18 protein-coding genes are annotated in these 22,785 nt (G+C 63.1%); 13 read left to right on the forward strand and 5 right to left on the reverse strand.

Translation table 11 applies throughout. From position 1 onward, the window contains the following. Positions 1-2 precede the first annotated feature (2 nt). The 3 genes from QX048_RS04815 (at position 3) to QX048_RS04825 (ending at position 5,186) form a co-directional block, all read left to right on the forward strand. Positions 3-2,144 (forward strand): 3-hydroxyacyl-CoA dehydrogenase NAD-binding domain-containing protein, encoded by a 2,142-nt coding sequence (locus QX048_RS04815; protein ID WP_315754100.1) that lies wholly within the window; start codon positions 3-5, stop codon positions 2,142-2,144. A 210-nt stretch (positions 2,145-2,354) separates the two neighbouring features. Next, positions 2,355-3,548: an ABC transporter substrate-binding protein gene (locus QX048_RS04820; RefSeq protein ID WP_315754102.1), complete on the forward strand. Its 1,194-nt coding sequence runs from the start codon at positions 2,355-2,357 to the stop codon at positions 3,546-3,548. Between the two features lie 99 nt (positions 3,549-3,647). After that, a complete protein-coding gene (locus tag QX048_RS04825) occupies positions 3,648-5,186 on the forward strand; it encodes an acyl-CoA synthetase (protein ID WP_315754104.1) in 1,539 nt (512 codons plus the stop codon). 116 nt (positions 5,187-5,302) lie between these two features. On the opposite strand, the gene QX048_RS04830 is transcribed toward QX048_RS04825, so the two are convergent. After that, complete coding sequence (locus QX048_RS04830) at positions 5,303-6,559, reverse strand: CoA transferase (protein WP_315754106.1); 1,257 nt, start codon at positions 6,557-6,559, stop codon at positions 5,303-5,305. Positions 6,560-6,580: 21 nt separating this feature from the next. Then, on the reverse strand, positions 6,581-8,803 hold the full coding sequence (locus QX048_RS04835) for an acyl-CoA dehydrogenase (protein ID WP_315754109.1): 2,223 nt from the start codon (positions 8,801-8,803) through the stop codon (positions 6,581-6,583). Positions 8,804-8,933: 130 nt separating this feature from the next. Between QX048_RS04835 and QX048_RS04840 the strand changes: the two genes are divergently transcribed. The 9 genes from QX048_RS04840 to QX048_RS04880 all read left to right on the forward strand — a co-directional run bounded on the left by QX048_RS04840 (position 8,934) and on the right by QX048_RS04880 (position 19,147). Further along, positions 8,934-9,764, forward strand: coding sequence for a FadR/GntR family transcriptional regulator (locus QX048_RS04840; RefSeq protein WP_315754159.1), 831 nt, complete (start codon positions 8,934-8,936; stop codon positions 9,762-9,764). 214 nt (positions 9,765-9,978) lie between these two features. Then, positions 9,979-10,767, forward strand: coding sequence for a CoA-transferase subunit beta (locus tag QX048_RS04845; protein ID WP_315754112.1), 789 nt, complete (start codon positions 9,979-9,981; stop codon positions 10,765-10,767). A 49-nt stretch (positions 10,768-10,816) separates the two neighbouring features. After that, on the forward strand, positions 10,817-11,701 hold the full coding sequence (locus tag QX048_RS04850; protein ID WP_315754114.1) for a CoA transferase subunit A: 885 nt from the start codon (positions 10,817-10,819) through the stop codon (positions 11,699-11,701). Further along, entirely contained in the window at positions 11,698-12,930 is a 1,233-nt protein-coding gene (locus QX048_RS04855) for a CoA transferase (RefSeq protein WP_315754117.1), read from the forward strand. The genes QX048_RS04850 and QX048_RS04855 overlap by 4 nt, the downstream gene beginning before the upstream one ends. Positions 12,931-13,010: 80 nt before the next feature. Continuing rightward, positions 13,011-14,297 (forward strand): cytochrome P450, encoded by a 1,287-nt coding sequence (locus tag QX048_RS04860; RefSeq protein ID WP_315754119.1) that lies wholly within the window; start codon positions 13,011-13,013, stop codon positions 14,295-14,297. A 68-nt stretch (positions 14,298-14,365) separates the two neighbouring features. Further along, positions 14,366-15,469 (forward strand): NAD(P)-dependent alcohol dehydrogenase, encoded by a 1,104-nt coding sequence (locus QX048_RS04865; protein ID WP_315754121.1) that lies wholly within the window; start codon positions 14,366-14,368, stop codon positions 15,467-15,469. Positions 15,470-15,492: 23 nt separating this feature from the next. Continuing rightward, positions 15,493-16,731, forward strand: a complete 1,239-nt coding sequence (locus tag QX048_RS04870) for a cytochrome P450 (protein WP_315754124.1) — start codon at positions 15,493-15,495, stop codon at positions 16,729-16,731. Positions 16,732-16,793: 62 nt separating this feature from the next. Further along, positions 16,794-17,942: an acyl-CoA dehydrogenase gene (locus tag QX048_RS04875; RefSeq protein WP_315754127.1), complete on the forward strand. Its 1,149-nt coding sequence runs from the start codon at positions 16,794-16,796 to the stop codon at positions 17,940-17,942. Positions 17,943-17,950: 8 nt separating this feature from the next. After that, positions 17,951-19,147, forward strand: coding sequence for an acyl-CoA dehydrogenase family protein (locus tag QX048_RS04880; RefSeq protein WP_315828353.1), 1,197 nt, complete (start codon positions 17,951-17,953; stop codon positions 19,145-19,147). 54 nt (positions 19,148-19,201) lie between these two features. Here the strand turns inward: QX048_RS04880 and QX048_RS04885 are convergent, their stop codons facing one another. Genes QX048_RS04885 through QX048_RS04895 form a run of 3 tightly spaced genes read right to left on the reverse strand, consistent with a single transcriptional unit; the run spans position 19,202 to position 21,756 of the window. Then, the gene (locus QX048_RS04885) at positions 19,202-20,161 is read right to left on the reverse strand and encodes a nitronate monooxygenase (protein WP_315754131.1); all 960 of its coding nucleotides are present in this window, start codon (positions 20,159-20,161) and stop codon (positions 19,202-19,204) included. 22 nt (positions 20,162-20,183) lie between these two features. Next, positions 20,184-20,588 carry a Zn-ribbon domain-containing OB-fold protein gene (locus QX048_RS04890; RefSeq protein WP_015665275.1) on the reverse strand — a complete coding sequence of 135 codons (405 nt, stop codon included), beginning with the start codon at positions 20,586-20,588 and terminating at the stop codon, positions 20,184-20,186. Position 20,589: 1 nt separating this feature from the next. Continuing rightward, positions 20,590-21,756: a thiolase domain-containing protein gene (locus QX048_RS04895; RefSeq protein ID WP_042339184.1), complete on the reverse strand. Its 1,167-nt coding sequence runs from the start codon at positions 21,754-21,756 to the stop codon at positions 20,590-20,592. A 144-nt stretch (positions 21,757-21,900) separates the two neighbouring features. Here QX048_RS04895 and QX048_RS04900 point away from each other — a divergent pair, with 144 nt between their 5' ends. Continuing rightward, positions 21,901-22,764 (forward strand): MaoC/PaaZ C-terminal domain-containing protein, encoded by an 864-nt coding sequence (locus tag QX048_RS04900; protein WP_316171388.1) that lies wholly within the window; start codon positions 21,901-21,903, stop codon positions 22,762-22,764. The last annotated feature ends 21 nt before the right edge of the window (positions 22,765-22,785 follow it).

Raw genomic sequence — 22,785 nt, forward strand, 5'->3', positions numbered from 1 at the left:
GAATGACCGCCATCGATTATGCCAGGGATGATCAGGGCATCGTCACGCTGACCATGGACATGCCAGGTCAGGCCGTGAACACCATGACCCAGGCGTTCCGTGATGCTTACCGCGGGACGGTTGAGCGGATCGAGCAGGAACGCGAGATGATCATCGGGGTCATCCTCACCTCGAACAAGCCGACGTTCTTTGCCGGCGGAGATCTCAAGGGGCTGCTCGCCGCCGATGACGCCGCGGCGCTCTTTGCCCGTGCCGAAGCCACCAAGGCGACGATGCGTCGGCTGGAGAAGCTGGGAAAGCCCGTGGTCGCGGCCATCAATGGTGCTGCGCTCGGCGGCGGTTTCGAGCTCGGCCTCGCCTGTCATGCGCGGTTCGCCATCAACGACGGAGGCCTTCAACTCGGTCTTCCGGAGACCACTCTCGGGCTCATTCCGGGTGCCGGAGGTATCGTGCGCCTGGTCTGCATGCTGGGGCTCGAAGCTGCGATGCCGCTCGTCCTCGACGGCGTAGTCTTCGGTGCGGAACGCGCCCTTGAACTGAAATTGCTGAATGGGCTCGCGCGGGACAAAGACGAGTTGCTCGCGCAGGCGCGCAGTTGGATCTTGGACAATCCCGAGGCGAGCCAGCCGTGGGATAGCAAAGGCTTTCGCATTCCAGGATCGACGCCCAATGCCGCGGCGCCGCTGGCTTGGCTGCGAACCGCGCCCACGCTGCTGATGAAGAAGCACCGCCTGCGTTACCCGGCCCTGGAAGCCGCGATGTCTGCGGCGGTCGAAGGGGCTGCCCTCGATTTTGACACGGCATCTCGGATCGAGAGCCGTTACCTCGCGAACGTCGCGGTTGGTAGCGTTGCCAAGAACATGATCCGGACGTCCTTCTTCCAGATGAACGAAATCAAGGCCAGGAAGAGCCGGCCGGAAGGCATTCCCGACGCCAGTTTCGCGCGAATCGGAGTGTTGGGTGCCGGACTGATGGGCCGTGGCATCGCCCAGGTCGCCGCTCAACGGGACATCTCCGTCGTGTTGAAGGACGTTACCCGGGAGCAGGCGGAAAAGGCAAAATCGCAGATCCAGAGCGGACTTGAGAGACAGGTCGAGAAAGGCCGACTGTCCGCGGATCGCATGAGCGCTGCGCTGGCCTTGATCAAGCCGACCGGGAGCCCGAGCGATCTCGCAGGATCGGAATTGATCATCGAGGCGGTGTTAGAAGATCGTGACCTCAAGCGAAGCGTCACTCAGGAGGCCGAGCCATATTTGGCGCACGGGGGAATTTTTGCGTCCAACACGTCGACGCTTCCGATCACGGGGCTCGCACAAGCCTCGGCTAGACCGGCGAACTACGTCGGATTGCATTTCTTCTCGCCGGTCGATCGGATGCCGCTCGTCGAGATCATCAAGGGAGCAGCGACCTCGGCGGAGACCTTGGCCCGGGCCTACGACTTCGTGCGGCAGATCAACAAGACGCCGATCGTGGTGAATGACAGCCGCGGCTTCTTCACGAGCCGCGTGTTCGGAACCTTCACACGCGAGGCAGGCGCGATGCTGGCCGAGGGCGTGGATCCTGCAGCAATCGAAAACGCGGCGATCTGGGCCGGAATGCCCGTCGGCCCTCTCGCCGTCATGGATGAAACCTCTCTTGCGCTGGCTTGGAGTGTTCGCCTCCAGACCGTCGCTGACCTCCAGGCCGCGGGTAAGTCTGCGCCTGCCCATCCACATTGGGCCGTTGTCGACAGAATGGTCAACGGGTTGAAGCGGCCCGGTCGAGCCGGTGGCGGCGGCTTCTATGAATATCCCGCCGGTGGCAAGAAACGAATCTGGCCCGGCTTGCGTGACCACTTTCCGCCGCGTTCGGCACAAATTCCTCTCGAAGAGTTGTCCGACCGTTTTCTCTTTATCCAAGCCGTCGAAGCCGTGCGCTGCCTCGAGGAAAACGTCATCGAATCTTCCCGGGACGCAAACATCGGTGCGGTGCTAGGCATCGGTTATCCACGGTGGACCGGCGGACCTCTTCAATACATCGACATGATTGGCCCGAAGGCGTTCGCTCTACGTGCCTCCGAACTCGCTACGAAATACGGCGACCGCTTTCTTCCACCGCGCATGCTGGTTCAGATGGCCGACGGTGACCGCCGATTCTGCGCCTGACGAGGGCGGGCCGGGAGCGGAGAACCTTGCGTCGTATCGATTGTGGGTGCGGCCTGCCCAAAGGCCGGGAATAGGCCGATTGCGAGCGAGTCTCTCTTCCCTTCTCGTCCGGCGGAGGCTGGCAAAGGACTCGTTGGACCGAACAGGGCTTGCGGCCATCACAGTCACAATGTATCAATGGTCCAACCAATAAAGGGGAGGGCAGTGGTCATGGCAGGACGAGTTGTCGCCGCGGTACTGGGCTTGTTCCTGTGCAGCGGTTTGGCGGTTGGCGAGCCGCTGAAGATCGGTGTCTTGACTGACATGTCGGGCGTCATCGCCGATACGGTCGGTCGCGGCTCGGTCCTTGCCGCGGAGCTGGCGGTCAGCGACGCCGGCGGCACCGTCCTTGGCCGACCGATCGAGATCGTTTCGGCCGACCACCAATTGAAGCCGGACGTTGGCCTGACCATCGCCCGACGGTGGTTCGACGAGGAGCATGTTGACGCGATTGCCGACGTTCCCGTGTCCACCATCGCTCTCGGAATCCAGAATCTCGCCCATGCGAAGGGAAAGATCGCCCTCATCTCGGGCGCCGGGACAATCGATCTCTATGGCAAATCGTGCTCGCCGACAGGCTTCGTGTGGACATTCGATACCAGCGTTTTGCCGCGCGCCACCGTTCTGAGCGCAGCCGAGTCCGGCGTGAAGAAGTGGTTCGTAGTCGGGCCCGACTATTCCTTCGGACACCAGATGGAGCGGGCGGTTGCCGACGTCGTGAAGGAGACCGGGGGACAACTGGTCGGCACGCGGCGCGCGGCGATAGGTACGTCGGATTATGCCTCGCTCCTCCTGGCGGCGCAGGAAGCGCGACCGGACGCGATTGCCTCGTCCTTTGCCGGCCACGACGGCGTCCTTCTCATCGAGAACGCTGTTGAATTCGGCCTGCTGCAGAAGGGAATGCGCATAGCGAGCCTGATGTTGTTCGACTCCGACGTGCACAGCCTCGGCTTGGACCGCATGAAAGGCATCTATACGACGACAGCATTTTACTGGGATACGGACGACAACACCCGCAGCTTTGCGAAGCGGTTCAGCGAGAAAATGGGACGACCGCCGTCCGCCCTTCAGGCCGGAGTCTATAGCTCGGTCACGCACTACCTGAAGGCCGTCAAGGCTGCGGGCTCGACATCCGGACCGGAGGTCGCAAAGAAGATGCACGAGCTGCCGATCTCGGACCTCACGACCCCTTCGGCCAGGATCCGGGCAGATGGCCGCGTGATGCGCGACATGCTGCTGGTCCAGGTCAAATCGCCGGAGGAATCAAAGGCCCCGTGGGACTATTTCAAGATCGTCCGGCGCATGAAAGCCGAAGAGTTGATGCCGGAGGCGCCCAATCCGGACTGCAAACTGGCAACGCAGTAGCCGATCGGTTTCCAGAACGATCGGGCAGGCGGCCGCGAGAAGTCGAGCGCTTCACCAAACGTGCTCCCACGCCCCGGACAGAACATTGTTAGAGGGATGATGACATCGCCACTGATTTTTCTCGATGGAACGGCTCGCGCGCGCGAAGAGGTGCTGAGCAATGCCGCACGTGCGGCCAGCGGGCTGCATGCTTGCGGAGTCTCCGAGGGCGACACTGTTGCGGTCCTGCTGCGCAACGACTTCGCTTTTGTCGAGGCGACCCACGCCGCTGCGTTGATCGGCGCCTATTGCGTGCCGATCAATTGGCACGGCCGGGCGCAGGAGGTCGGTTATATCCTCAGGGATGCGAAGCCCAAGGTCCTGGTGGCTCATGCCGATCTGCTCGCGGCGGTGCGCAGCGAACTCGGGGAGGCCTTGCGCGGCATTCTGGTGCTGAGCGTACCGACGCCGCCCGAGCTCGTTCGGCAATTCGGCGTTCCACCAGGTGCCGAGGAGCCGGTGGGATCGGACCGCTGCTGGCCGGCTTGGCTGGCGGATTTCCAGCCCTGGAGCGGTGCCCCGCCGCGCAGCCGCGCGACGCTGATCTACACGTCCGGTACGACGGGGAACCCGAAAGGCGTGAAGCGCGAGCCTGCGACGGTTGAGCAGGCCAAGGCGTATGGAGAGCTGATGCGCGCCGTCTACGGCATCGCGCCCGGCGTGCGCGTGTTGATCGGGGGTCCACTCTACCATGCGTCACCGAACGCCTGTTTGCGTCAGGCCATCGCACAGGCCGAGATCATCGCGTTCCAATCCAAATTCGAGCCGGAAGAAACGCTGGCGCTGATCGAGCGGGAAAGGATCACGCATGCGGTGATGGTTCCCACCATGTTCGTCCGCCTGATGCGTCTGCCGGAACAGACCCGCCGCCGATACGATGTGAGCTCTCTGCGATGGGTGATCCACACGGGCGCGCCCTGTGCGCCGGAGATCAAGCAGGCCCTGATGGACTGGTGGGGGCCGGTCATCTACGAGACCTATGGCGGAACGGAGGTCGGAGCGGTGATGCTGAGCACGCCGGACGATTGGCTGGCTCACCCCGGCAGCGTCGGGCGGCTCACGCCGGGCGCCCGGATTGCGCTGTACGGAGAAAACGGTAAGCCGGTCGCGCCGGGCGAGGTGGGCGAGATCTACGTTCGTCAGGACTCGCTGGCGGATTTCGTCTACCTCAACGACGAGGCCAAGCGAAAATCGGTCGAGCGCGACGGGCTGATCAGTGTCGGCGACGTCGGCTATCTCAAGAACGATCGGCTGTATCTGTGCGATCGGCGGTCGGACATGGTGATTTCGGCGGGCGTCAATATCTATCCGGCGGAGATCGAATCGGCTCTGATTCAATGTCCTGGAGTGCGCGATTGTGCTGTGTTCGGCATTCCCGACGATGAGTTCGGCGAGTCGCTGGCTGCCGCGATCGAGCCTGAACCGGGAAGCGAACTCACGACCGAGCAGGTTCGCGCCTATTTGGCCGAACGTATCGCGAAATACAAGGTGCCGCGCCGGATCGATTTCCATGGAGCGCTTCCGCGCGAGGAAAGCGGGAAGATCTTCAAGCGTCGGCTCAAGGAGCCCTTCTGGAAGGACACGGGCCGGCGCATCTGACCGCTATTTTTCCGTCGCGCGCGGGGGCGCAGCACGCTGCGGCGGCAATCCCTTTCTTGGATATTGACGTTTCGGCCGGATGTGAGCGGACGTCATCGCGCGTCGGCGAGAGCGGGTCAGCCTGACGATCCGAATGCGCCCGCCGTTCTCAGTTCAGCAATGCGTTCGGGCCCATAACCGAGAACGTGCTCCAGCACCTCGGTCGTATGCTGCCCGAGAGTCGGGGCAGCGATCGGGTCGAGAACAGGCGTTTCGCTGAAACGCAATGGGGATCCGATGTTCGGTATGTCGCCTGCTGTCGGATGCGGAATGGACGACGCGAGCGCACGCTCGGCCATTTCGAAAGAGCTGAAAGCGTCTTCGATCGTTCTGACGACGCCGGCCGGCACGCCCGCGGCCTGCATCTTGGCAGCCCACCGTTCGCTGGAGTGGCCGGCAAGAATCCCTTCGATGATGGCGGTCAACTCGTCGCGATGCGCCATCCGGTCGCGGTTGCTTACGAAGCGAGGATCCTCGGCCAGGTCAGGCCGCTCCAGCACGTTCGTGACAAGGCGACGAAAGGTTCGATCATTCGCGCAGGTGACATAGAGCGGGCCGTCTGCCGTCTGGAAGGTGCCCGTCGGCGTGCTATCGGCGCTGCGGTTGCCGGCGCGAGTCGGATTGCGACCCGTCGCAAGATAGTTCATCGCGTGAAAGCCCAGCATCAGCGCAGCGGTATCGAACAACGCTGTCTCGACACGCTGCCCCAGCCCAGTGTTCTGGCGTGCGGTCAAGGCGCCGAGCACGGCAATCGCGGCCGTCATGCCAGTGGAGATGTCCATGATCGCGGGGCCGGTGCGGACACCTGGCTGGTCCGAAAAACCGTTCATCGACATGAAGCCGGTCTCGGCCTGGATCACCGGATCGAAGCCCAGACGATCAGCCATTGCGCCGTCGCGGCCATAGGCCGAGACGCTGCAATAAATCAGGCGAGGGTTGAGCTGATGCATCGCATCGTAGCCGAGGCCGAACCGTTCCATCACCCCGCACGAGAAATTCTCCACCAGGATATCGGCTGATGCGACGAGTTCAATTGCGATTTTTTGCGCAGCTTGGCTCGCAAGATCGAGCGCAATGCCTTTCTTGTTCCGATTGACCCAGAGGAACGGCACGCCTTCACCGCCGAGGTGAGGTTGGAAACGACGAAAATCGTCCCCGTTCGCCGCGTTCTCGATCTTGATCACGTCGGCGCCCATATCCGCTAGAAAGAGCGTGCACATGGGTCCCGCGATGAAGTGCGAGAAGTCGATGACACGCAATCCTTGAAGCGCGGAGGGCGCGCCAGGCGTTCTCGGGCGCGGCGGCGGAAGCTGCGGACGGCCTGTCGTGGTCATGTCACCTCCCGGGGCAAACAGCTATCGCGGCAGTCCCAGCCCGCGTTGGGCGATCAGGCTGCGCTGGATTTCGTTGGTGCCGATGCTGATGACCCACATCAGCGAATGCCGGAGCATCTGTTCAATGCGCCCGCGCAGGACCGCGCCTGGGCTGTGTTCGCTGAGCAGCGCCTCCGGCCCCAGCAGGTCCAGCGCGGTCTCGCCGAAACGCTCCATCAGTTCGCCGGAATAGACCTTGCTAACGGCAGCCTCGTCCGGGGGCGTCTCGCCCTTGTCCACCTGCTCGGCACAATAGACCATCATGCGCCGCCCGGCTTCGATCTCGGCCGCGAGCGCGCCGATCCTGGCGCGCACGAGCGGATCGTGCCGCATCGGGATGCCGTGGCGCTTGGCGGTCCGGAGATGCTCGCACAGCAGTTCGAACATGTGGGCGACCTTCAAGACGATGCCGCCGCCGATGAAGCCGCGTTCGGTCGCCAATGCCCCGGTCAGGACCTTCCATCCTTCCCCCTCGGCACCGATCCGATTTTCGGCAGGTACCCGCACGTCGTCATAGAAGATGTTGGCGAAGGTGCCGCCATACATCGTCTCTGAGGGGCGGATCGCAATCCCGGGCGTCGTCATCGGAACGATGAACATCGTGATGCCCGCATGAGGCGGGGTCGCGTTCGGATCGGTCCGGGTCGCGAGCAGCATATACTCGCCCCAATAGGTCGTGGTCCAGATCTTCTGTCCGTTGATCACATAGTGCTCGCCGTCGCGGACCGCGCGCGTCTTCAGCGACGCGAGATCGGAGCCAGCCTGGGGCTCGCTGTAGCCCATGCCGTAGATGGCCTCCCCGCGCAGGATTTCCGGCAGGTAGCGCTGCTGCTGCTCCGGCGTGCCGTAGACCTGAAGCATGGCCGCCTGCACGGGCGCGCCGGCACGCGGGGCTTCGGCGTGCTCCATCTCCTCCATGAAGGCGATCTGCTCGAAGGCGCCACGCTCCTGTCCGCCGAACCGCTTCGGCCAATTCAGTCCGATCCAGCCGGTCATGCCGAGCGCCCTGGCGAACTCGCGGTCATATTCGCGTTCGCGAAAGGAGAGCTGCTCGTGCCGCGCACGGCGCTCGCCCGACCAATACGCGTCGAGCCAGGCTCGCACCTCACGGCGGAAGGCATTGCCGGCCGGTCCCAGATCGTAGTCCGGAAACCGGATTTTCCCGTCCCCGTCGAGAAAATGGCTCGCGAGTCGTTCGGCCGGCGGGCGTTGGCCGCCATGGCGAAGCATGCTGACATGGACCTGTCGGAAGTGCCGCGGAGCCTCATGCTCCTCGCTATAGCCAATCGCGCCGAAGGCGTGCTGGGTCTCGAGCGACACCTGGCGAAGAGAACCGCTAGCCGTCGCCAGGGCTGCGGCTGCGAACCAGCGCCATTGCGCGGCTTCCAAGTCATATTGAGCTGCGGCATTCGCGATCGTGAGCTGAACCGCGCGCAAGGCGATGTGGCAGTTCGCGAGCTTGTGCTGAATGGCCTGGAAGCGCCCGATGGGTTGCCCGAACTGCCGACGTTCGCCGGCATAGGCAACGGCCTGCTCGAATGCGCGCTGGGCTGCACCGAACGCCCGCGCGGTCTCCGCCACGGCCGCGACTGTGAGCAGGTCTCGGACCTCGGCAGCCGTGGACGGCACCAGGACGACTGGAACCGCATCGATCCGTACCCGCCACCAACCAGCCTTTCCCATCATCGGGCTCGGCTCAGCGGCGACACCTTCGCTGGTGTTGATGATGGCCAGAGCTGGGCCGGGCACGAATATGGCCAGATGCGTAACGATGTCGGCGGATTCGACGAAGCCCAAGTCCGCAATCAGGCGGCCTGCTTCCATTTTCGCCCAACCTGCGGCTCCCTCATGATCGAAGCCTGCGAAAGACACGGCGACTACCGCGTCACCGCTACGGAGGTCATCTACAAGCGAACTGAGAGCGTGGGCATCGCCGCGGGCTCGAAGCTGCATGAGGTTGATCAAGGCTGCATCCGCGAGCGGTGCACGGCAGCTGGCACGGCCGGCCTCTTCCTGGACCAGCACGATCTCGCGCAAGCCGCCTTCGGCGGGAGAGGCCGCAATCTGGGTCAAGCCCTGAGCGGCCAGTTGCTTCCAGAGCCTTGGGGGCACCTGAGCAGCCTTGTCCCACAAGTCCTCGAAGAATCCCCGGACGGCTTCTTGCAGGATCCGGCGATCCTCGTCCGACGGCAACTCCCGCAGCATTCTGGTGGCTACTCCCCGTTTGGTCCTACCATTCTACATTTGTGAGAAGTCTGGGTCAACGCCAACGCGCTATGGCGAGAATCGTCAGCTTCGCCTATATTTCCTTGCAGCTTCGAACCATCGGGTGGATATGAGCGCTTCACAATTGCCGGCCAAATCCAACGCAGAGGCTGCGCCGATTGCGCAGTTCCAACGAATTAAATCGTCCCGCGCGTTCGATGAGATTGCCGCTCAGATCCGAACGGAGCTTTCCTCCGGCAGACTTACGGTCGGCAACCGTCTGCCTTCCGAGCGTGCGCTGTCGGAGCAATTTGGCGTCTCTCGCAATACCCTTCGTGAGGCCTTGCGTTCGCTCGAGCATGCCGGTCTCATCCGCCTGCAGAAGGGCGCCCGCGGGGGCGCATTCATCAGCCAGCACAGCGGCGAAGCCATCGCGACCGGGTTGATGGACATGTACCACGTCGGTACCATCCAGCCCGCACAGTTGACCGAGGCCCGCATCTGGCTCGAATCGGTCGTTGTCCGAGAAGCGTGCCGGCGCGCAACGGCCGCAGACATCGAGATGCTGAACCGTAATATCGATGAAGCGCAGGAAGCGCGCCGCCGGGGCGACTTCGCAGGCCGCGCGGAGAGGCACATCGAATTCCACAGAATGCTAGCGCGTCTCACGGACAATCCGATCATGGTCATCGTCATGAACGGGGTGCTCGATGTGCTCACTCATTTCGTGCAGCGGATCGGCGAGTATGACAACAGCTTCGTGTTGCCGTCGCGGCGCCGCTTCATGGATCATTTTGCTGCAGGCGACGCTGAAGCTGCCGTGGCCGAGATGGAATCCTGCCTGAAGCGGCTGCAGCGAAGCTATATGTCGCGCATTCAGGCCGCGGAAGGTGTGTCAGGTGTGTCGGCTACCAAGGCCGCTCCACGCGCCCGCCGGTCTCCGCCGGCCGCCCAGCGCTAAATCCACTTACTGCGCAACGCGACCCTCGTCTGTCGAGCAGCCGATGCGTCCACTCCGGATGGCATGCGGACACGCGTGGCTGGCCGACCCCCGATCACGTCCGAATTGTCCGGCACGAATCCGCGCGGTCTCGTCGCCGCCGGCCGTGGGTCCGTTGACACGGCATCCGACCCTCGCTAAATTGCCAATGGTTCAACCAATAGGTCGCGGACAAATGGCTGCAAATCCCTCCCTCGGAGAGACGCTGGCGGTGTTGCTGGCGCGCGATATCGCCGATGGCGAGAAGGTCATCATCGGAACCAATTCCGACATTCAGCTTGCCGCCTGCAATCTCGCGCGCCGCCTGCAGGCGCCGCGCTTGTGGTGGATCTCCGGTCCGGGCGGAATGGTCAATCCGACGCGCGATCATCTGCTGTCGACGGCCGACTACGAGAACCTCGAGTCGGCGGAGTCCTGGATGGATCTGCCGGTCATGATCGACTTCATCGACTGGAAGATCCACTTCTTCGATTTCGCCATCCTGTCGGCGCTGCAGGTCGACCGCTTCGGCAACATCAACACGGTGGTGGTCGGTGATCAGCGTAAGCCGCGCGTACGCGGGCCGGGAACCGTCGGCATCAGTGCGCTTTGCGGTCTCGCCAAGCGGTTCTATGTGTGCCTGACGCGTCACGACCGCAGCGCGTTCGTGCCGCGGGTCGATTTCCTGTGCGGAGCCGGTCACATGGAAGGCGGTGATTCCCGCGAGCGCACGGGATTGCCGCCTGGCGGCCCCAGACTGGTGCTGTCCCCGCTTGGAGTTTTCGATTTCGTGCCGGACAGCAAGGCCATGCGCGTGAGGTCGATCAGCCCCGGCGTGACGCTCGAGCAGATCCGCGACTCCACGGCCTTCGACATCGTCGTCGAGGGCATGCCCCCTGTGACGACCATGCCCACCGATCAGGAGCTCGCGCTGCTGCGCGAACATGTCGATCGGCGCGGCGATCTCCGGCGCAAGTTTCCCTGACCGTGCGGCGGATCTCCTTCCATCAGACTGACAGGCAAGCCGAAGTCCCATGACAAAGAGCAAGATCGTTTCCGTCGATGAGGCCGTAGCCGAGATCCCGGACGGAGCCAAAGTTGCCCTTGGCGGTTGGATATTCAATTCGCAGCCGATGGCGCTCGTACGCGCGTTGATCCGCAAAGGAGCTCGCGACCTGCATTTGATCCCTGCGCCCGGCTCGATCGCGCCGGACATGCTGATCGGTGCGGGATGTGTTGCCTCCACCGTCTGCGTCTTCATCAGCTTTGAGCAGTTCGGTCTGGCGCCGCATTTCCGTCGTCAATCGGAGAACGGCACGCTCAAGGTCTACGATCTGGACGGTCCTGCTATTGCGGGCGGATTGCGCGCGGGAATTTGCGATTTGCCCTACATGCCCGTGCCGGACCTCTGCACCGACCTGCCGAAATTTGCGCCGGAGCATTATTGGCCGCTCCCGTCCAAGCCTGGCGAGCGCAGGATGCTCGCCGTCGCGGCCGTCAAGCCGGATGTCTGCCTGCTGCACGCGCAGCAAGCCGACGAGCACGGCAACGTTCAGCACCTTGGGCCGCCGTTCTTCGACGCGATGATCGCCCAGGCGTCCCGGCGGGTCATCGTCTCGGTCGATCGCATCGTGTCGACCGACACGATCAGGCGCAGCAATCATCTGACCAAGCTGCCGAGCGCCATGGTCGACGCGGTCGTCGAGGCGCCATTCGGCGCGCATCCGACCGCTTCACCTTCGCTCTATCGCTCCGATGAAGCGCATCTGAAGGACTATGTGAAGAGCAGCGCCAGTGCCGAGACATTCAGCGCCTATCTCGATCGCTACGTGCGGAGCGCCTCGTCCAGCGTTTATCTCGATACGATCGGTGGCAGCCGGCTGGCGGCGCTTGCCGTATCAGAAACCAATCTGAAATGAGCGTCGATATGGCAATCGGACCGGCCCGGCCAGGAATCCTCGACGGAATCCGCGTCCTCGACTTCACCGCGATGATGTCCGGCCCTTATTGCACGCGGTTGATGGCGGACATGGGCGCAGAAGTAATCAAGGTGGAGCCCCCGGAGGGCGATCACATCCGGTTGCGTCCGCCGCTGCGGGATGGGCGAAGCGCCTATTTCTCCCAGCTCAATGCCGGCAAGAGCAGCATCGCCCTGGATCTCAAGCAGCCCGCGGCCCGCAAGCTGATCTACGATCTGGTGCCCCGGTGCGATGTGCTCGTGGAGAACTACCGCCCCGGCGTCATGCAGCGGCTCGCGCTGGACTACGAAACCCTTGCGAAGATCAATCCCAAGCTCGTGTACTGCTCGATCTCGGGGTTCGGCCAGGAGGGCTCGTGGTCCGGACGGAGCGCGTATGCGCCGGTGCTGCACGCAACCTCGGGCTACGACATGGCGAACCTCGACTATCAGGAGGGGAATGTCGAGCGTCCGCTGAAGAACGGAATCTTCATCGCTGATGTTCTCGGTGGCTCGACGGCATTCGGAGCCATTCAAGCCGCACTGTTTCGGACGCTCAAGACCGGGCAGGGCGACTATATCGACGTATCGCTGCTCGACGCCATGGTCGGCATGCTGGTGTACGAGTGCCAGGAAGCGCAATTCCCGGCCGAGCGCCGCCGGCCGGTCTATCGACCCACGCAGGCGAGCGATGGCTTCCTGCTCGTCGCCCCCGTGAGCCAGAACAACTTCGAGGCTTTGGCGCGCGGCGTCGGTCATCCGGAATGGATCACCGATGCGCGCTTCGCAACCAGCAGCGCCCGCGAGCATCACTGGTCCGAATTGATGAACCTGCTCGACGGCTGGGCGGCATCGCGAGCTTCAGCGGAATGCGAGGCGACCCTAACCGAAGCCGGCGTGCCGTGTTCTCAATACCGGACCATCCGTGAGACGATGGCGCTGCCGCCTATCCAGGAGCGCGGCGTCTTTGAGGAGATCGATGACGGCGCCGGGCCGCTGCTCATTCCAAACCCCGCATTCCGGTTCGCGCAGAGCGCGGCCAATGTCCGGAACAAGGTGCCTGCGCTCGGCGAGGATGGGCCAAGGTTGTTGCAGAGCCTTTTGGGACTGAGCCCGCAGGAGATCGCGGCGCTGCGCGAGGGCAAAGTTCTTCGAGGCGCGGAAGAGAGGATCGTCGCGGCAGCCGAGTAGCCGCGACGGCGCATCAGGAATGTCGAAGTCGTCGATCGCCTGCCGCTGGGCTTCCTTCCTGAACCCGCGAGCACTGCGACATGAAGGAGGGACCGGGGTTGAGCGCTGCGAATTTTCCAATCCCCGACAACATCGTCGCCGTGCTGACGGACCCTTCAGCCTACGGCACTCAACGCATCTTCGATGCCTATCGCTGGCTGCGCGTCAATCAACCGCTCGGGAAGGCCAGTCCGCGCGGGTTCAACCCTTTCTGGGTCGTGACGCGCCACGCGGACATTCAGACCATTAGCCAGCAGAGCCAGCTGTTTCGCAGCAGTGATCGCCCGGTGGCGTTGCTGAGCAGCAAAGCCGAAGCCAAGATCGAGGCGGCGACGGGGGGCAACGGCCTCCTCCGCACCCTGGTGCAGATGGATGCTCCCGATCATCCCAAGTTCCGTGCATTGACGCAGAAATGGTTCACGCCGGGTAATCTGCGTTCGATCGAAGGCAGGATTCGCGACATCGCAAGAAGCTATGCGGACCGCCTCACCGCGTCCGGCCAGCATTGCGACTTCGTGTCCGAAATCGCGCTCGGGTTTCCGCTGCGGGTGGTCATGGCGATTCTGGGCGTCGATCCGGATCATGAGCCCAAGATGTTGCGCTTGACGCAGGAGTTCTTCGGCACCAAGGACCCGGATAACGCGCGCAAGGGTCGAAACGACGGTGCCACGGCTCTATCGGATGTCGTATTGGAGTTCGGCGAGTTCTTCTCGTCTGTGGTTGCGGACCGGCGCGCCAACCCGTCCGATGATCTTGCAAGCGTCATCGCCAACGCGCAGATCGACGGCGAATCGATCTCGGACCTGGATGCGCTCAGCTATTTCGTGACCATCGCGACCGCCGGCCACGACACCACATCGTCCTCGAGTGCAGGCGGGATGTGGGCGCTTTGCGAACATCCGCAGCAGTTCGAAAGGCTGAAAGCCGATCCTGGCCTGATCCCCGGCTTCGTCGACGAGGCGATCCGCTGGACCACGCCGGTCAAGCATTTCATGCGCACGGCCGCCGAGGACACCGAACTGGACGGCCGCTCCATCAGGCGCGGCGATTGGCTCATGCTGTGCTACGCCTCTGCGAATCGCGACGAGGCCGTCTTCCAGGATCCCGACACGTTTCGGATCGATCGCTCGCCGAACCGCCATCTCGCCTTCGGCTACGGAGCCCATCTGTGTCTGGGGCAATATCTTGCCAAGCTCGAGATGCGGATCCTCTTCGAAGAATTGTTGCAGCGGATTTCCTGCGTTGAGCTCGACGGCGAAGGAGCAACGACCGTGTCCTGGTTCGTCAACGGGCCCAAGCGCCTCCCGATCCGCTTCCAACTCCGTTGATCCATCCCCTACATCTCGCTTCCGCATGATTTGACGGCACTGCGCAATCTGTAACGGAGAAGACGAGCATGAAGATCACAGCCGCAGTTGCAGTTGCGCCGGAGCGACCGTTCGAACTGATCAGCTGCGATCTGTCGGATGATCTTGCGCCCGGAGAGCTGCTCGTACGGGTCGAGGCTTGCGGCATCTGCCATACCGATCTCGCGGTGAAACTGCAGCACCTCCCCGTGCCGCTCCCCAAAATTCTCGGTCATGAGGGCGCGGGCGTGATCGAACGCGTCGGTCCGGGCGTGGTCGGGCTGGCCGAGGGCGATCACGTGCTGATGAGCTTTGGCTCGTGCGGCGCATGCGGACAGTGCCAACTCGGCGCGCCCGGCTATTGTGATGAGTTCGGGATGATCAACCTGTTCGGTCAGCGGCGCGGTGGCTCAGGCCTCCGCTACCGCGGCGCTGAGCTTAGCGGCTACTTCTTTGCGCAATCGGCGTTCGCAACCCATGCCATTGCCACGGCCCGAAACGTGGTGAAGGTCGGCAACGATCTGCCGCTCGCGCTGCTCGCGCCGATGGGCTGCGGGATCCAGACCGGCGCGGGTGCGGTAATGAACGTGCTGACCCCTCGGGCTGGTGCGTCGATCGCCGTGTTCGGCGTCGGCGCGGTCGGGATGGCGGCGATCATGGCCGCCAAGCTGGCGGGCTGCGGCACGATCGTTGCCGTCGACATCCGCGATGAACGTCTTGCCCGTGCGCGTGACATCGGAGCAACCCACATCGTGGATGGCCGGACACCCGATCTGGCCAAGGCCGTTGCCGCGCTCGGCCGTGGCCGCGGCGTCGATCACTCGCTCGACACCACGGGCGTGCCCGAGGTGGTCGCCGCTTCGATCGCGTGCCTGCGGCAGCGGGGCTCATCCGCCCAGGTGGCCGCGCCGCCGCGCGGGACGCGGTTTCCCGTGGAGGCAAGCGTTCTGGTCGGCGGAGGTCTGACGGTCCGGGGCGTCGTCGAGGGTGATGCCGTGCCCACGATCTTCCTGCCGAGGCTCGTTGATTTTTTCCGCCAGGGGCGGCTGCCGCTCGACAGGATCGTCAGCTTCTATCCGTTCGAAAAGATAAACCAGGCGGTCGAAGACATGGAAGCCGGCGCAACCGTCAAGCCAGTGCTGCGGATGAACTGAACAAGAAGCGAGGGGAGGACGCGATGCAAGAAACGAGTTTAGACCAAGCGATCGTCGACCACGAAACCTACGGGGCTCTCGACAGGCAGCATGCCCTGTTCTCGACCCTTCGCAAGCAGGATCCCGTACATTGGACTGAACCTCCGGGCTTCCGTCCGTTCTGGACCATCAGCAAGCATCAGGACGTCATCGAGATCGAACGGCAGAACGAGAAGTTCATCAACGCGCCCCGCACCAAGCTGTTGTCCATCGATTTCGAGACAAAGGTCCGGGACGCGATGGCAGGCCGACCAATGCTGGTCCGCGCGATCAATCAGATGGATAATCCGGACCATGCCAAGTACAAGAAGATTACGCATGCCTGGTTTCAGCCGCGTGAAGTGCGCCATCTGGAAGACAGGATCGCCGTGATCGCACGGACCAGTGTCGACCAGATGCTTGGAAAGGGGACCGAGTGCGACTTCTATAAAGATGTCGCAGGGTGGTATCCGCTCAGGGTCATCATGCTGATTCTCGGAATCCCGGATGAGCATGGCCCGCGATTGCTCGATATCACTCGAGCTTATTTCGGCGGTGGCGATGCGGAGGTGCAGCGCGGCAACGACCTGATCGATGCCACCTTCGCCTATGTGAACTTCTTCAAGGAAGTGGCGCGGGAACGACGGCGGAACCCCACCGACGACCTCGCGAGCATCATTGCGACGGCCGAGGTCGACGGCGAGCCGATAGGCGAGTTCGAGACCTCGTCCTATTATGTGGCGCTCGCCAGTGCTGGTCACGACACGATCAGCGCAACTCTCTCCGGCGGTCTGCTCGCCTTGATCGAGAATCCCGGAGAAATGCGAAAGCTGAAGCAAAATCCCGATCTTATTCCTGCCGCTGTCGAGGAAATGGTGCGCTGGGTATCTCCGGTGAAGCATTTCTTCCGGACCGCGACGGAGACCTATACGTTGCGCGGCAGGACCATCAAACAAGGCGATCATCTGCTGCTGGCCTATCCCTCTGCAAATCGGGATGAGGATGCCTTCGAGTCTCCCTTCGCATTCGTCGCCGACCGGACCCCGAACCGCCACGTCGGCTTCGGTTTCGGCATTCACGCCTGCCTCGGACTATATCTCGCCAAGGTCGAAATGATCGCCTTCATGCGCGAACTGCTCTCGCGCGTCGACGGGATCGAACTTGCTGGCGAGCCGGCCTGGACCGAGACATCCTTCGTCGGCGGTTTGAAGCGGCTTCCGATCCGCTTCTCGCGACTTTATTAGGCGATGGTCGATCTGCGCGCCCGGAAACCGAGATTGGCGGGCGACATGAATGGAGCTCAAGGATGGATCTGACGCCGAGCGAAGCGCAGCAGATGCTGCGCCATAGCGCCGAGCGGTTTATCGCTGAACAGTACGACCAGGCGGCACGTCGCTATGCGATGCAGGATCCTATGGGATTCAAGCGCGAGAACTGGCGCAAGTTCGCCGATCTGGGCTGGCTCGGGCTTCCGTTTGCGGAGGAGGTTGGCGGCTTTGGCGCAGGACCCGTCGAGGTCGCGATCCTGATGGAGGAGTTCGGCCGCGGGCTTGCGACCGAGCCTTATCTCTCGACGGTGCTGCTGGCTGGGACCCTGATTGCGGAATGCGGCACGGACGGGCAGCGGACAAGCCTGCTGCCGTCCATCATCAACGGCGAGCGTCTGCTATCGTTCGCTCACTACGAGTCGGATGCAAGGGCAGGCCTTTCCGAGGTCCACACTGTGGCGCAGACCGACAAGCAGGGTTGGATGCTCCACGGCCGCAAGATCGCCGTGCTCGACGCAGCGTCTGCGGACGCCCATATCGTGTCGGCGCGCTTGCCCGATGCGCAGGGGGCTGGAATTGTTCTGTTCCTGGTGCCGAAGGATGCCGCGGGGCTGAGGCTGCGCGATGCACCACGGCTAGGTGGGGGCCGCGTCGCGGAGCTGACATTCGAACAGGCTCGGCTTCCGCCGGATGCGCGGCTTGGAGGGGGCGGGGATGCGCTGCCGGCGATCGAAGGTGTCGTCGATCGGGCGATTGCCGCACTCTGCGCCGAGGCCGTCGGCATGATGCGAAGCATGTTCGACGCCACGCTCGACTACACGAAGGTGCGCAAGCAATTCGGTCGGCCGCTCGGGGCCAACCAGGTGATCCGTCACAGGCTGGCCGACATGTATGTGCAATGCGAGGAAGCCCGAGCGATGGCGTCGCGCGCGGCTCTTTTCGTGGGTGCCGATGCCGGTCCGACGCAGCGATCGCTCGCCGCATCCGGAGCCAAGGCCAAAATCGGCCGCTGCGCACGGAGTGTCGCGGAGCAGGCGGTGCAACTTCACGGTGCGATGGGCGTCACGGACGAGCTCGACCTCGGACTCTATTTCAAACGGCTGTTGGCGTTCGAAGCGCTTTTTGGCAGCGTGGACTACCATCTGCAGCGTCACGCCAAGCTGTTTGGCAACTCCCGATCTGAATGAGATCAGTCATGTCGATATTGCTCAAGCCCGATGAGTTGTGCTTCAGAGATGAGGTGCGGGCATTCATCGCGGCCCGTCTTTCGCCCGAACTGCGGCGGGCCAGTTCTCTCAATGTCTCCTTCTTCTCCGATCCCGACATCGTCGCGCCATGGCAAACGGCTTTGCACGAGCGGGGCTGGGTCGCACCCGGTTGGCCTAAGGAGCATGGCGGCCCCGGCTGGACCGCGAGGCAGCGATGGATCTTCGAATCCGAGTGTGCCGCAGCAGGCGCGCCGCAGCTATCTCCCATGGGCATCAAGATGGTCGGACCCGTCTTGATGCGCTTCGGGACCCCGGAGCAAAAGAAGTTCTACCTGCCCCGCATCCTCAGCGGCGAAGATCGATGGTGCCAGGGCTATTCGGAGCCTGGCTCGGGATCTGACCTTGCCTCGCTGACGACACGCGCCGTTCGCCATGGCGATCATTACATCGTCAACGGCACCAAGATTTGGACAACGCACGCGCACTTCGCAAACCGCATGTTCGCGCTGGTTCGAACCAGCGATGAACCGCGGCAACAGGACGGCATCAGCTTCCTGCTCATCGACATGGCGTCGCCCGGCATCACGATTCGCCCGATCACGATGATCAGCGGCGACCATGACGTCAATCAGGTGTTCTTCGACGGTGTGGAAGTTCCGGTGACCAATCTCGTCGGCGAGGAGGGACGGGGCTGGACGTGCGGCAAGTATCTGCTGGAATTCGAGCGGGGCGGCGGAATCAACTCGCCGAAACTGAGACATGCGCTTGAGAAGGTGCGGGAACTGGCCAACTCCGACCTGTCTTGCAAGGCGATATCGCACCCGGAGATCGCGACCAAACTGTCGGACATCGAACTCGACGTCCAGACATTGGAGTTCCTCGAGCTGCGGGTGTTGTCAGCCTTGCAGAGAGGCGAAAATCCAGGACCGGTGTCGTCGGTCCTCAAGCTGCGTGCGAGCGAGATCCACCAGGCCATCTCGCGCGTGGGAGTTGAAATGATCGGGCAAAATGCACTGGTGGAGGAAAGGCGCCGTCCTCTCCATGCTCTCAATGACGAGCCGATCATCCCAGAAGAATTGCTAAGCGTGGTGGCACGTCATCTCAACGGCCGCGCCAACACGATCTTCGGCGGGAGTTCGGAAATCCAGCGCGACATCATCGCCAAGCAGGTGCTCGGGCTTTGAGGAAATCACCATAAGAGGTGATGCGGCCGCCCGGAGATCGTCCTGCAAGGTACCTCAGACCATGGCGGGGATCTGGCAAGCTTCCGCATATTCCCGCTTCAGCTTCACAATCAGATCCGCGACGGTCGGAATCTCGTCGATCAAATCGATTCCTTGACCTGCGCTCCACAGGTTCTTCCAGGGCTTTGCGCTCTCAGGCAGATGGTCGTGCCGCATGCCCTTGCCCATCGGGTCGGGCAAGGCGTCCGGATCGAGGCCCGCAGCGCGCAACGACGCGGCCAGCCAGTTCGCGGCGACGCCGGCAACCTTCTCCGTATAAATCAGGTCTGCGGACGTCTGCGATACGATCATGCGCTTGTATTCGTCGGGCGCCAGCGACTCCTTCGTAGCGATGAACCTGGTCCCGAGATAAGCTAGGTCGGCACCGAGCACTTCTGCCGCGCGTATGGTGGCGCCGTCGGAAATGGCGCCGGCCATGACGATCGTTCCGTTGAAGATCGAGCGGACCTTGCGGACCAATGCGAGGTGGCTGATCGTGCCGGAGTGGCCACCGCCTCCAGCGCCGATGCAGATCAGGCCATCGACGCCGGCGGCCATGGCGCGCTCGGCGAACGGGATGCTGGTGATGTCGTGGAAGACCTTTATCCCACGATCATGCGCCTGTTGCACGATGATCTTGGGATTGCCGCCGACGGTGATGACGATGTCGACATTTTGTTCGACGCACAGATCGAGGTGACTCCCGATCTGGTCTTCCGGCGTCTTTGCAGACAGGTTCACGGCGAGCGGACCGACCGGTCCCGGCGCCTGCGCGGCGTGTTCGCGCAAATCCGCGGAGATCGTGCGCAGCCACTCAGCGAATTCGTCGAACGAGCGGGCGTTTTGGCGTGGCAGGGCGCCAATCACGCCCGCCTTGCAGGCCTCGCGGACGAGATCAGGGCCGCTGACAAGGAACATCGGTGCGCAAACGGCGGGCAACGAAAGCGTTCGCCGAAGCTTTGGGTCAAGCGCCATGAAGCTGCTCCTGGGCCGTTCGTCAGCCCTGTTCCGGGGCGAACATCGGGATCATCGTCCCGTCCTCCGCGGGCTTGAATACGACGTGGACACGTTGCCCGATGCGCAGCGAATCGAGATTGCAATCGACGATATTGCTCAACATCGTGATGCCCTCGTCGAGCCGCACATAGGCGATCGCGTAGGGTGTGGGGCCGGCACGGCGGGTGACGCTGACGCTATAGATCTCACCCTTGCCGGTGACATCGCTCCATTCGGTGTCTCCGAGACAATAGGGACAAAGCGGCCGCGGATACCAATGCGGCTTGCGGCAGGAAACGCAGACCTTCACGCGGAACGCCCCGACTGCCGTTGCGGCAAAGAATGGCGCGGTTGCGGGGTCGTGCACCGCTAGGCCGAGCGGGCGGTCCTGATACATCGTCGTCATCTCACGCGCGCTCCATGATCAGGGTGGCACTGCCATGGCGCGAGCCGAGCAAGCCGCCTGTGCCTTGGGCGAGGGCAAGGTTGCAATCCGGGACCTGCACTTTGGCGTGGGTTTCGCCGCGCAGTTGGCGGACGGCCTCGATGACCTTGGTGATGCCCCCGCGATTGGCGGGATGGTTGTTGCAAAGTCCGCCGCCGTCGGTGTTGAACGGCAGCTTGCCTACTCCGGAAATCAGATTGCCATCCGCAACGAAAGCTCCGCCCTTGCCTTTCTCACAGAACCCGAGATCTTCGATCTGCATCAGCACGGTGATGGTGAAGCTGTCGTAGATCGAGGCATAGTCGATGTCGGAAGGCTTGACACCGGCTTCCTCGAACGCGCGAGGACCGGACCATGCTGCTCCCGAAAACGTCAAGTCGACCTGCCCGTTCAACTGACCCTTGATCGCTTCGCCAGCGCCGAGAATATTGACGACGGGTCGCTTGAGCGAGCGCGCGATCTCCGGGCGGACGACGACCAGGGCACCACCGCCGTCACTGACGACGCAGCAGTCGAGGCGATGCAAGGGATCGGAAATCATCGGCGAGGCGAGGACATCGTCGACCGAGACCTGATCGCGCAACATCGCATTCGGATTATACTGCGCGTGGGTTGCGGCCGCGACCTTGATCCATGCCAGCTGTTCGCTGGTCGTGCCGTACTCGTACATGTGCCGGGCCGCCGCCAGCGCATACATGTTGACCGTCACGGGAGCATAAGGCGCCTCCCAGGGCACGTCGGGTGTTCCCGCGCCGACGAGTCGTGGCGCTACGCCGCTTGATCCCTCGCTTCGCGGCCGCCCCGCGAGCGTGATCAGAGCCACGTTACACTTGCCCATGGCAATCGCCTGGGCGGCATGCGAGACGTGAATCAAATAGGCGGACCCGCCGGTGTCGGTGCTGTCCACATGGCGGGGCCGCAGTCCCAGATAATCCGCCATGCTGTTCGCGCCGAGTCCTGGCGCGTCGCCTGCGCAGAAATAGCCATCGACATCCTCGAGGCGCAGGCCAGCATCTTCCAGGGCTCCGCGCGCACATTCAGCGTGCAACTGGGCGACCGTCTTATCCGGTGCTTTTCGGGTCGGGTGCTCATAGGCGCCTGCTATGCAGGCCTTTCTTCGAATACTCATCAGGTCTCTCGCGCTCGCGTCAGCCCGTGGCCGCTCATCTGCATAGGGCATCGTTGACCACGACCGGCGGGCTGTATATCATTGGTTCAACCAAAGACCAAGGCTGTATCTGTTTCTTGGCGGGGGACCAGACCCGGGGGAGCGATGGTTGATTATGCAAAGACGCGGGCTTGGCGTTCCAGCGAGGTCCGCCACGTCTACACGGCGAGAGACACCATTCTCTACGCGCTCGGTGTCGGTGCCGCGAGCGGCCCATTGGACGAGCGGCAACTGCGCCTCGTCTACGAGAAGGATCTCGTGCCACTTCCGACCATGGCGACCGTTCTAGCCTCGCCGGGTGCCTGGATGAGGGACAATGCGGAGCTCGGAATCAATTTCGCGAAAATGGTGCATGGCGAGCAATCCGTGCAGATGCATGCTGCGCTTCCTTCGAGCGGAATTCTGGTCGGCAAGAGTCGTGTCGCGCGGCTCGTCGACAAGGGCGAGGGCAAGGGCGCCATCATGTACGTCGAGAAGGAACTGTGGGACGAAACGGACAAACGATTGGTGGCCGTCAGTGAGCAGGTGCTCTTGCTGCGCGGCGATGGCGGCTTCTCACAAGTTTCCGGCGGCGATGAACCCGCCGCCGCTCCGCCGCCCGTCCCGGATCGTACGCCGGACCGCGTCGTCACCTTGCCTACGCGCCCGGACCAGGCGGTACTTTATCGTCTGTCGGGAGACCTCAACCCTCTGCATATAGACCCCGCGGTTGCCAGCAAGGCCGGTTTCCAGAAGCCCATCCTGCACGGGCTTGCGAGCTATGGATTTGCCTGTCGCGGCCTGGTGGAGAGCTTCTGCGACGGAGATCCCGCACGGCTGAAGACGATCCGGGCGCGCATGTCTGCGCCGGTCTTTCCTGGGGACACGATCCGGCTCGAATGCTGGCGCCTCGACGACCGCATCGCATTTCAGGCGCGGGTCGTCGAGCGCGACGCGCTGGTCCTCAGCCATGGCTGGGCCACGACCTGATACGGCCGGACGGCACGTACA

It is taken from the genome of Bradyrhizobium sp. SZCCHNS30572, assembly GCF_032484415.1.
In the GTDB taxonomy this organism is placed as follows: Bacteria; Pseudomonadota; Alphaproteobacteria; order Rhizobiales; family Xanthobacteraceae; genus Bradyrhizobium.